This window comes from Trinickia dabaoshanensis (genome assembly GCF_002879885.1).
GTDB classification, from domain to species: Bacteria; Pseudomonadota; Gammaproteobacteria; order Burkholderiales; family Burkholderiaceae; genus Trinickia; species Trinickia dabaoshanensis.
In genome coordinates, this window is sequence record NZ_PNYA01000006.1 from 277,748 (window position 1) to 288,683 (window position 10,936).

General features: G+C 63.8%; 11 protein-coding genes. 3 read left to right on the forward strand and 8 right to left on the reverse strand.

Annotated elements, in window-relative coordinates; all coding sequences use genetic code 11:
• Positions 1 to 77: 77 nt before the first annotated feature.
• From gshB to C0Z18_RS09065, 4 genes are all read right to left on the reverse strand, one after another.
• Positions 78 to 1,034, reverse strand: a complete 957-nt coding sequence (gshB, locus tag C0Z18_RS09050) for a glutathione synthase (protein WP_102645040.1) — start codon at positions 1,032 to 1,034, stop codon at positions 78 to 80.
• A 118-nt stretch (positions 1,035 to 1,152) separates the two neighbouring features.
• Complete coding sequence (gshA, locus tag C0Z18_RS09055; RefSeq protein WP_102645041.1) at positions 1,153 to 2,442, reverse strand: glutamate--cysteine ligase; 1,290 nt, start codon at positions 2,440 to 2,442, stop codon at positions 1,153 to 1,155.
• 288 nt (positions 2,443 to 2,730) lie between these two features.
• The gene (locus C0Z18_RS09060; RefSeq protein WP_102645042.1) at positions 2,731 to 4,173 is read right to left on the reverse strand and encodes an ammonium transporter; all 1,443 of its coding nucleotides are present in this window, start codon (positions 4,171 to 4,173) and stop codon (positions 2,731 to 2,733) included.
• A 47-nt stretch (positions 4,174 to 4,220) separates the two neighbouring features.
• The gene (locus C0Z18_RS09065; RefSeq protein ID WP_020566534.1) at positions 4,221 to 4,559 is read right to left on the reverse strand and encodes a P-II family nitrogen regulator; all 339 of its coding nucleotides are present in this window, start codon (positions 4,557 to 4,559) and stop codon (positions 4,221 to 4,223) included.
• Between the two features lie 379 nt (positions 4,560 to 4,938).
• On the opposite strand from C0Z18_RS09065, the gene C0Z18_RS09070 reads away from it, so the two are divergent.
• On the forward strand, positions 4,939 to 5,193 hold the full coding sequence (locus C0Z18_RS09070; protein WP_102645043.1) for an accessory factor UbiK family protein: 255 nt from the start codon (positions 4,939 to 4,941) through the stop codon (positions 5,191 to 5,193).
• Positions 5,194 to 5,280: 87 nt separating this feature from the next.
• Here C0Z18_RS09070 and C0Z18_RS33455 read toward each other — a convergent pair whose 3' ends face one another.
• Both C0Z18_RS33455 and C0Z18_RS33460 read right to left on the reverse strand, forming a co-directional pair.
• Complete coding sequence (locus C0Z18_RS33455; protein ID WP_408646979.1) at positions 5,281 to 6,504, reverse strand: methyl-accepting chemotaxis protein; 1,224 nt, start codon at positions 6,502 to 6,504, stop codon at positions 5,281 to 5,283.
• Positions 6,501 to 6,668, reverse strand: a complete 168-nt coding sequence (locus C0Z18_RS33460) for a hypothetical protein (protein WP_233217248.1) — start codon at positions 6,666 to 6,668, stop codon at positions 6,501 to 6,503. Before C0Z18_RS33460 ends, C0Z18_RS33455 begins: the two co-directional genes overlap by 4 nt.
• Positions 6,669 to 7,139: 471 nt before the next feature.
• On the opposite strand from C0Z18_RS33460, the gene C0Z18_RS09080 reads away from it, so the two are divergent.
• Positions 7,140 to 8,756 (forward strand): YifB family Mg chelatase-like AAA ATPase, encoded by a 1,617-nt coding sequence (locus C0Z18_RS09080; RefSeq protein ID WP_102645045.1) that lies wholly within the window; start codon positions 7,140 to 7,142, stop codon positions 8,754 to 8,756.
• Between the two features lie 510 nt (positions 8,757 to 9,266).
• Here C0Z18_RS09080 and C0Z18_RS09085 read toward each other — a convergent pair.
• On the reverse strand, positions 9,267 to 9,806 hold the full coding sequence (locus tag C0Z18_RS09085) for a hypothetical protein (protein ID WP_102645091.1): 540 nt from the start codon (positions 9,804 to 9,806) through the stop codon (positions 9,267 to 9,269).
• Positions 9,807 to 10,146: 340 nt separating this feature from the next.
• Here C0Z18_RS09085 and C0Z18_RS09090 point away from each other — a divergent pair, with 340 nt between their 5' ends.
• Entirely contained in the window at positions 10,147 to 10,677 is a 531-nt protein-coding gene (locus C0Z18_RS09090; protein WP_102645046.1) for a TlpA disulfide reductase family protein, read from the forward strand.
• Between the two features lie 51 nt (positions 10,678 to 10,728).
• Here the strand turns inward: C0Z18_RS09090 and C0Z18_RS09095 are convergent.
• A partial coding sequence (locus tag C0Z18_RS09095; RefSeq protein ID WP_332888206.1) for a helix-turn-helix domain-containing protein occupies positions 10,729 to 10,936 on the reverse strand: 208 nt, incomplete at its 5' end.

Sequence of the window (10,936 nt, forward strand, 5' to 3'; positions counted from 1 at the left end):
GCCGTTTCAGGAGACAGGCATTGTAGCAGGCGCGTCTTTCGCCGAACCGGCGCGCTTCGCGTGGGCGCCCTTCAAGCTTACGCCACGGCGCGCTCGAGCGCGTCGACGAACATCGCGGCCACGTCGAAGCCGGTCTGCTCCATGATCTCGCGGAAGCACGTGGGACTCGTGACGTTCACCTCGGTGAGCCAATCGCCGATCACGTCCAGGCCGACCAGCAACAATCCACGCGCGGCCAGCACGGGCGCCAGCGTGTCGGCGATCTCGCGATCGCGGGCGGTGAGCGGCTGGGCCACGCCGAGCCCGCCCGCCGCCAAGTTGCCGCGCACTTCCCCGCCTTGCGGAATGCGCGCGAGCGAGAACGGCACGCTTTGGCCCCCGATCAGCAAGATGCGCTTGTCCCCCGCGGCGATCTCGGGGATGAACTTTTGCGCCATCACCGAGCGCGCGCCGTCATGGCTGAGCACCTCGATGATCGAACCCAGATTCATGCCTTCGCGCGTGACCCGAAAGACGCCCATCCCACCCATCCCGTCGAGCGGTTTGAGGATGATGTCGCCATGCTCGGCATGGAACGCGCGCAGCCGCGCGGCATCGCGCGTCACGAGCGTGGGCGCGACGAACTGAGCGAATTCGCCGATCGCGAGCTTTTCCGAATGGTCGCGGATCGTCTGCGGCTTATTGAACACACGCGCGCCCGCGCGCTCGGCCAACTCGAGCAGCCAGGTCGAGGTCACGTACTCCATGTCGAACGGCGGGTCCTTGCGCATCACGATGGCACCGAACGACGTCAGCGTTCGATGTTCGTGCGGACCGCTCTCGTGCCACGGGTGCCGGTGCAGGTCGGCCGGATCGCCGACGATGTCGACTCGGCGCACCGTCGCTTCGACTTTCGCATCGACCCAAGCGAGATGCTTGGGCTCGCACGTGTAGACCACGTGGCCGCGGCGCGCGGCTTCGGCCATCATCGCGTAGGTCGAGTCTTTGTAGATCTTGAAGTGCGCGAGCGGATCGGCAATGAAAAGGATGTCCATGAAACCCCTGGTGCCCGGGTGCGGGCTTTCGTTCGTTGGATGCGTCGATCGCTCGATGCGCGCTTCCGGCCGGGCGCGGCTCGCGCCGCGAAGATCCGCCCCCGGCCGGCAACGCCGCTCAGACTTGAATCGCTTCCGGGTCCGTCTTCTCGAGCTCCAGCGACGCCGCGAGCAGCCCCAGCCGCGCGACGACGCCATACATATAGAACCGGTTCGGCGGCGCGGCGCCGGGCTTGGCGTGCGCGTCCGGCAAAGCCGTATGTTCGAAGCCGAGCGGCACGAAGTGCATCCCGGGCGCGTTCAGATTCTGATCGCGCTCGCGGCTGCCGTGCACGCGATAAAAACCGCCCACGACGTAGCGGTCGATCATGTAGACGACCGGCTCGGCCACTTCCTCGCCGATTCGCTCGAACGTATACACGCCTTCCTGCACGATGACGTCGTGCACTTGCAGCCCGTCCTTCGTGGCCGACATGCGCGTACGCTCGCCCTTCGTCAGATTGGCGACTTCCGATGCGTCGTGCACGGTCATCACGCCGCGCCCGTCGGTGCCGGCATCGGACTTGATGACGACGTACGGCTTCTCGGTAATCCCGTATTCACGGTACTTGCGAGCGATCTTCTTGATGACGGCGTCGATCGCGTCGGCCAGGGCCTGCTCGCCGGTGCGGGCCTCGAAATCGACGTCCTCGACGCGCGCGAAATAGGGATTCACCATCCACGGGTCGATCTCGACCAGCTTGGCGAACTTCTTGGCTACGTCGTCATAGCACGCGAAGTGCGTCGATTTGCGGCGTACGGCCCAGCCCGCATGCAGCGGCGGCAGCACGTACTGCTCATGCAGATTCTCCAGCACGGGCGGCAGCCCGGCGGACAAATCGTTGTTCAGCAGAATCGAGCACGGATCGAAATTCTTCAGCCCGAGCCGGCGCGGCGTGCGTTCGAGCGGCTCCAGCACGATCTTTTGCCCGTCGGCCAGCGCGATCGTCACCGGGCCGACGATATTTTCGTCGAGCGTGCCGAAACGCACGTTCAGGCCGGCTTGACGCATGATCGTCGCGAGCCGCGCGACGTTCTCGAGGTAGAACGCGTTGCGCGTATGCCGCTCGGGGATCACGAGCAGATTCTTCGCATCGGGGCAAATCTTTTCGATCGAAGCCATCGCCGCCTGCACCGCGAGCGGCAGCACCTCTTCCGGCAGGTTGTTGAACCCGCCCGGGAACAGGTTCGTATCGACGGGCGCGAGCTTGAAGCCCGCGTTGCGCAAGTCGACCGAACAATAGAACGGCGGCGTGTGTTCCTGCCATTCGAGCCGGAACCACCGCTCGATCGCCGGCGTGGCGTCGAGGATCTTCCGCTCCAACTCGAGCAGAGGACCGTTTAACGCCGTAACTAAGTGCGGAACCATTGAGTACTCGATGAACAGGGGAGAAAAAGATTGTAGAGCAATTGCCTAGCCGATTTGGGGGCGGTTTGTGCGAACGCAAGATCGTACGCCTTCGCGGATACTTATTGACCCGATAGCGAGAAGGGTCATAGCCGCCGGCCGCTTGCGCCGTCACGGTGGAAGACGGCCGGGAAGGCGCCAACGTGACGGATAAGCAACAAAAAAGCCCGCCGAGAGGCGGGCAAAAGTCGCTGCGCTTGATCGGATGGGAAGCCGCCGCGAAGCGGCGGCGCCCCTGCCCGAGTACCTTTATTCCACGTGTTCGCCGTGGAGCACCACGTCCAGACCTTCGCGCTCTTCCTCTTCGGCCACGCGCAGGCCGATCGTGAGATCGATGATCTTGAGCAGCACGTAGCTGAGCACACCGCTGTAGACGAGCGTCGTGAGCACGCCCTTCGCTTGGAGGATCAGGCTGCCGTCGGCACCGCCGATATCCTTGACCGCGAACACGCCCGTCAGCAATGCGCCGATGATCCCGCCCACGCCGTGCACGCCGAAGCAGTCGAGCGAATCGTCGTAACCGAGCTTCATCTTGAGCCACGTTGCGGACCAGAAGCAGACCACGCCGGCGATGAAACCGATCGCGATCGCGCCACCCGCGCCGACGTAACCCGATGCCGGCGTGATCGCCACGAGGCCGGCCACTGCGCCCGACGCGATACCGAGCGCCGAGGGCTTACCCTTCGTGATCCATTCGACGAACATCCAGCCGAGCGCCGCGCAGGCCGTGGCCACTTGCGTCGTCAGCATCGCGAAGCCCGCACGGCCGTCGGCCGCGACGGCCGAGCCCGCGTTGAAGCCGAACCAGCCCACCCACAGCATCGCCGCGCCCATCAGCGTCAGGATCAGGTTGTGCGGTGCCATCGCTTCGCGGCCGTAGCCCACTCGCTTGCCGAGCACGAGGGCGCAAACGAGGCCCGCGATACCGGCGTTGATGTGCACGACCGTGCCGCCCGCGAAATCGAGAATGCCGGCGGACGAGAGCCAGCCCGTCGGTTCCCACACCATGTGCGCGATCGGCGAGTAGACGATGATCGACCAGACCGACATGAACACGAGCATGGCCGAGAACTTCATGCGGTCGGCGAACGCACCCGTAATCAGCGCGGGCGTGATGATCGCGAACGTCATTTGATAGACGAAGTAGACCGACTCGGGAATCGTCGTCGCCAGATGGCTCACCGTCAGCGTCGTCGCCTTGTCGCCCTTGATGTAGTTCATCCCGGCAAGCATCACGCGCGAGAAACCGCCGATGAAGCTATTGCCCGGCGTGAAGGCGAGGCTGTAGCCGATGACCGTCCAGATCAACGTGACGACACAGGTGATCGCGAAGCTTTGCATCACCGTCGCGAGCACGTTCTTCTTGCGGACCATGCCGCCGTAGAAGAGCGCCAAGCCCGGGATCGTCATGAACAGCACGAGCGCGGTGGAAGTCAGCATCCACGCCGTATCGCCCGAATTGATCTTCGAGGAATCGACCGAGAACGGGGCGGTCGGCGTGGCGGGCGCGGCGGCGGCTGCCGCGGCGGATGCATCGGGGGCGGCCGCCGCCGACGCGGCGCTTGCTTGCGCTGCCGCGGCGGGGGTGGACGCGGCGGCAGCGGCCGACGCAGCGTCGTCGGCCAGTGCGGTGCCCAGGCCGCCGACCAGCAGCGTGGCGGCCATCGCCAAGGACATCAATAGTTTGCGCATCTTTCGGTTTCCTCTATGTCGCTAAGTCTTCGAATTTGGTTTTCGAATTACAGGGCGTCGGCGCCCGTTTCCCCGGTGCGGATGCGAATCACTTGCTCGATCGGCGTCACGAAGATCTTGCCGTCGCCGATCTTGCCCGTGCGCGCCGCGCGTTCGATCGCCTCGATGGCCTGATCCACGATGTCGTCGGAGACGGCCGCCTCGATCTTCACCTTCGGCAGGAAGTCGACGACGTACTCGGCGCCGCGATAGAGCTCGGTGTGACCCTTCTGGCGCCCGAAACCCTTCACTTCGGTGACCGTGATGCCCGACACGCCGATCGCCGACAACGCTTCGCGCGCTTCATCGAGCTTGAACGGCTTGATGATTGCGGTAATGAGCTTCATGAATGTCCTCTTTTCGTTGCGAAAACTGTGTTGCCGGGCACCGCCGCCGGCGGTGCGAATCGGCGCCGGGTACAGCCCCCCGAATCGTGCGGCCAGTTAAAGCAACAGATGTGCCAACCGCGTGTCGGCCGGTGCCGGGAACGCGCTATGCGGGTATCGGCGCTCAGTCGGCCGAACGGCCAGCAAAGGGCCGCCACGCTGGCGCACCCCTGCGATCGTTGCTAGAGTGTCCGCACGCCCGAGATTCGGGTACGCACCAACGACGCTCCTCGGTGCACGAGCGTGCGGCCTTGGACGCACCAAGTTCGATCAAACGTGCATCAGCAGCGCAAGTCGGGAAAGAAGCTGCACATTTTTTGTGCAAAGAAGGGGAACCGCCATGAAGCAACCGAATGATTTATTTCAGGATTTCCAAAATCGCATGAGCGAGCTGCTGAAGAATTCGCCGGCGAAGGACGTCGAACGCAACGTGAAAGCCATGCTCTCGCAGGGATTCTCGAAGCTCGATCTCGTCACGCGCGAGGAATTCGACACGCAAACGCAGGTGCTGCTTCGGACGCGTACGCGCCTCGAAGAGTTGGAACGCCGCGTCGCCGAGCTCGAACAGCGGCTCGCTGCGTCGCAGGAGTCTTAAGGCTCCAGCGCATCTAATCGGCGCGCCGCCTGCTTTCGAGCTGCGCCGTCGGGTTGAACCGGGCGGCGCAGCTGCCGGCGGTGGGCATCACCCCAGCTGGAACTTGGATACGGCGTTATGCAAGTCGATCGCCTGCTGCTTCAGCGAACCACTCGCCGCAGCCGCCTGCTCGACCAGCGCTGCATTTTGCTGGGTGACTTCGTCCATCTGCGTCACCGCGTTATTCACTTGCTCGATGCCGCTGCTTTGCTGAACTGACGCGGTGGAAATGTCATTCATGATGTCCGTCACGCGCCTAATTGCGAGCCGGATTTCTTCCATTGTCTGCCCAGCACGGTCCACCAGCGTGGCCCCGCTGACGACCTTGCTTGTAGAGTCTTCGATCAAATTTTTGATCTCCCTCGCAGCGGTCGCGCTACGTTGCGCCAGCAATCGCACTTCACCCGCTACCACCGCAAAACCACGCCCCTGCTCGCCCGCCCGCGCGGCTTCGACGGCTGCATTCAGGGCTAGGATGTTTGTTTGGAAGCTGATGCCTTCTATGACACCGATGATGGCGACAACTTTCTTCGAGCTGACCGAGATGTCATGCATGGTGCCGATAACCTGGCCGACCACCTCGCCGCCACGTTCGGCGATGTCCGATGCACTGACCGCGAGCATGCTGGCCTGCTTCGCGTTTTCAGCATTTTCGCTCACCATGTCCGTAAGTTCCTGCATGCTCGCAGCCGTTTGTTCGAGCGAGGCGGCCTGCCGTTCTGTGCGACCGCTAAGATCTTCATTGCCGGCGACAATCTCGCTCGTTGCACGATGCATCGATTCGCTGGCGTAGCGCACCTGACCAATAATGCTGGTCAGTGAGCATTGCATGGATTTGATGCCTTCCAGCAGTTCCCCGACTTCGTCCGAGCCACGAATGTCAACGGTGCGGGAGAGGTCGCCTTTGGCGAATTGCGCGAGCACCGTTTGCGCGGCCTTTAAGCGCGCGACGATCGAACGGGTCACAAGCCAGAATGCCGGCAAGACCAGTGATAGACATCCCAATGCCGCACCCACTGCGATCTGATTCAAACGATCGCGCAGTTGTGCAAGCGCTTGGGTATTCGACAGATCGCTTGACGCAGCATCAAACATGGTGCCGGTTCCATAAACGCAGAATGCGGTCAAACCGATTACGGTCGCCGTTCCGCCACCGACGAGCAAAAGCATGCGCTGACCAATGGTTATTCGGTCCATCCATCTGCCACCGGCAACTTCGGAGAAACGGGAGACATCGATCCTGTCGCTTTGCATAGACGTATCTGTTTTCATTGGAATATCCAGTTCACAAGACGTGACCGGCCGTCGGCCAGCCACGCTGCCCCGTCGCAGAGAGAGATAAAGCGGGCCGAAGGCTGCAAAGACGATGCCAGCCCGAAGTTGACGGTTGATGATGTGCGCCGCACCATGGCGACATCCTCGAGAATGGTCGTCATGCACGGATCGTTTCATCCAATATCGTGGTGCGATGCAGAATCCTTGGTATGGCCCGGGATTTAACGTTTCGATCAATTTATTCTTGTCTGGATGGCGCGTGCAAATTGATCAAATAGTCAGAAACTGCTAGTACACAATTCCGACGTGGAAAAAATCCGCGCGGACATTCTTAAGAGAGATTCGGGCGTCCGAGCGGGCCTGGGCCTTTTCGACGTGGCGAATGGTGAGGATCGATCCGATGTCGCAACCCCGCGCGCGATGCGGCCTGAACAGGTAGGCCGAACGGCCAACGATGCGTCTCGCGGTTACCTGGATGCATCTGGCGTTGCTAAAGTGCTTGCGACACGCGGCGCTGAGTGCAAACCCATCGCCACCGCACCGCGCTATCGCAATCCGAGGGCCCTCCCGGTCCTCACCATCTATCTGAAAGTGCCGCGGATATCTCAGCGGCCCGGTTCCGAGGAGAACACATGTCGCTTGCCGTGGTGCGCTCGCGCGCGCCGGCTTCCGGCCGCGCGCCCGAAGTGACCGTCGAAGTTCATTTAGCGAACGGCTTGCCGTCGTTTTCGATCGTCGGTTTGCCCGATCTCGAAGTGCGCGAGAGCCGCGAGCGCGTGCGCGCGGCGCTGCAGAACTGCAGCTTCGAATTTCCCGTGCGCCGCATTACCGTCAACCTGGCTCCAGCCGATCTACCGAAGGAATCGGGCCGCTTCGATCTGCCCATCGCGCTCGGCATCCTCGCGGCCAGTGGGCAGATTCCGCCTTGCGCGCTCGGCGAGCGCGAATTCGCCGGGGAGCTCTCGCTCACGGGCGCCTTGCGGCCGATGCGCGGGGCCTTCGCAATGGCCTGTGGAGCGGCCCGCGGTTTTCGTGACCTGGCGCGAGCGAGGCATGCGTCGCGAGGCCCGGCGGGTGGCGAGGATGCGTCGGTGCAAATCGCCGAGGCGCGTGCATCGGACGATCTGCCGGAGCTCTACCTGCCGGCGGCCAGTGCAGCCGAAGCGGCGCTCGTGCCGGGGGTCGCCGTATTCGGCGCGGCTGATTTGCCCTCCCTTTGCGCGCATTTGTCCGGCGCGCAGGACGGCCGGCTCTCGCCGATCGCCGCCTGCGTGCCAGAGCCGGAAAACGCTGTCTCGCCGGCGCCCGACATGGCCGACGTCATCGGTCAGCAAGGCGCGCGGCGCGCACTCGAAGTCGCGGCCGCCGGCGGCCATCACGTCTTGATGGTCGGGCCGCCCGGCGCGGGCAAGTCGATGCTGGCCGCTCGCCTGCCGAGCCTTCTGCCGCCGATGACGGACGACGAAGCGCTCAGTTCCGCCGCCCTGCTTTCGGCCAGCGCGCACGGTTTTTCGCCGGCTCATTGGCGGCGCCGGCCGTTTCGAGCGCCCCATCACTCCTCGAGCGCCGCTGCGCTCGTCGGGGGCCGTAATCCGCCTCAGCCGGGCGAGATCACTCTCGCCCATCTGGGGGTTCTGTTCCTCGACGAATTGCCCGAATTCGACCGGCACGTGCTCGAAACGCTACGCGAGCCGCTCGAAGCCGGCCGCATTACCGTCTCGCGCGCGGCCCAGCACGTGGACTTTCCCGCCGCGTGCCAACTCGTCGCGGCGATGAACCCCTGCCCGTGCGGCTGGCGCGGCGACCCCGGGGGCCGTTGCCGCTGCACGCCGGAGATCGCCGCGCGCTATCTGCGCAAGCTATCGGGACCGTTGCTCGACCGGATCGACATCCAAATCGAGTTACCCGCGTTGATGCCGAACGAACTATCGGCCCGCTCGAGCGAGATCGGCGAACCCAGCGCATCGATCGCCCGGCGCGTGGAACAGGCGCGCGCTCGCCAGGTGGCGCGGCAGGGCAAGACCAACCGCGAATTGAACGGACGCGAGATCGACGAACTTTGTCAGCTCGACGCCGCGGCGGAGTTGTTGCTGCGCGAGGCCAGCGAGCGGTTCAGGTGGTCGGCAAGAGCGTATTACCGCGTGCTGAAAGTGGCCCGCACGATCGCCGACCTCGCAAGCTCGGCAATGCCCACCGCCGCGCATATCGCCGAGGCGATTCAATATCGCCGCGTGTTTTCGGCGCCGTAAATGAATCGGCCGGACCGCCAGCGCCCGATCCGTCCGGCCGGCCCTCCTATGACGCGCCGGCGCCGATTCCCGTCATTGCGCCGGGTTTCCGAAATTAGCGACACGTCATGCCAATTGCGGGCCACATCGTGGGCCCCGTCCGCGACCACGCCTTCAAACAGCCCGCCAGAGCAAAAAAATGGCTGTCAAGACTTGACTTATGCACACATCCACGTTTTGCCACATCTGACGTCCGTTTAAATCCAACGCTTCAGTTGACCTCATTATCCAATTGATTTTTATGGATTTTCCTCAAATATGAAGTCGTACGAATCCGATGGAAAGTCCCACCGGGGGGCTTGACGGGGCTGAGGGCACCGATTTCCCCACAGAGTTATCCACAGCGGCTGTGGATAGACCGAAAACCTACAATAAATCCGGGGATTAGCGTCTATTCCTACTACGGAACCTTCACTCGTATGCGCGCACGTCAATCGGACATCCTTGCGGCCATGCGTCGCAATCCGCGAGCTAATTGAGCCGAAGCGACCCGAAAAATTGATCCGATTGGTCTTGCGGCGGTGCCTCGGGCGCGATGATCGCGGCCTGATAGACATGACGTCCGCGGACGGTGACCCACGCGTGAATCGTTCGGCGTTCATGGGCGTCGCCGGCGGCGCCCGTGGCGACGACGTCCATCCCCGGCACCGCGGCGCCGCTGCCGGCGGGGACTTGCACCGCATGTTCGACCGGCGACGCGGCAACATTGCGAGCCAGCGAATGCCGTAGCGCGTCGGCGACGGCCTGTCCCAACTGCGCGTCGTCGCGCGGCAGATCGACCACGGCCACCGCGAACACGGCGCCTTGGGCGTGCGCCGCCCGCACGTGCATCGGCAGCGCGTTGCCCGCGATCTCCACGCGGCGCTCGTCGACAGTGGGCTTGGCGGGCAAGTCCACGGAATAGCCCTCGGCGGCGTCGGTCACCGTGCGCCAGTTGTAAGCGGGTGTGCACGCGGCGGCGAAGGCCACGGCGAAGACGAGCGGCGCCGCAACCGACGCGGGGCGGCGCACACGCGCGGGGTTCTTCGCCCCGGAGTCGGCGCAAGACGCCGATCCCCGCCGAGCGGGCCGCAATAACGAGAGCAAGGATAGAGAGCGCATAAACGACGAAGAGCGGAAGCGATGGGGAACCGAGTGAACTCGAGGGCGACATTATCCGTCACCGAGGCCGCCGTCTCGATGCGATCGGCGGTGCGCGGCCATACACGGCTACATACACGGCTATACACCGCCACTCCGCCGCACTCCGCGAAAGGGGGTAAAATGGCGGCGCCGAATCGCGCCGACGGGCACCTCACCATTCGAGTCAGCCCCGCTACCCTGCCGCGATCGTCCGCAAGAGGTCGTATCCATGAGCCAAACCCCTGCTTCCCCCGTCCGCCCCGCCGGCGCGCTGCGCTACGTCGTCTTCGCCTGCGTCGCAGCCGCGATCGCGATCGCCGGATACTTCACGTTCGGCCGCAGCCAGCAAGTGCCCGCCGCCACGTTCACGCTGCTGTCCGGACAAAAGCTCTCGACGTCCGACTTGAAGGGCAAGGTCTACCTCGTCAACTTCTGGGCGACCGACTGCGAGACCTGCATCAAGGAAATGCCGCAGATGGTCGATACCTTCAATCGGTATAAGGGCCAGGGTCTGGAGTTCGTCGCGGTGGCGATGCAGTACGACGCGCCGATGTACGTCGTGAACTACGCGCAAACGCGCAAGTTGCCGTTCAAGGTCGCCATGGACGACGGCAGCGCCGCCAAGCAATTCGGCAACGTCCAGATGACGCCGACGACGTTCGTCGTTGACAAGAACGGCACGATCCTCAAGCGCTACGTCGGCGAGCCGCAATTTGCGGAGCTCGATCAATTGCTGCAAAAGGCCCTCGGTTCGGCCTAAGCCCGTGCGCTTCGCACAGCGGCGGCGGGGCAACGCGCCCTGCCTTGCCGGCTAACCGCCTTCTTTTCCGGCCTCGCCTCGTTCGGCGAGGCCGTATCGTTTGATCTTCTCGTAAAGCGTCGCCTTGCCGATCTGCAACTCGTCGGCGGCCGCCAACACCGCGCCCGCATGCTGCTCGAGCACATCGGCAATGGTCGCGCGCTCGAATTGCTCGACCCGCTCTTTCAGCGAACGGGCGGGCCCGCCCCCAACCTTGCCC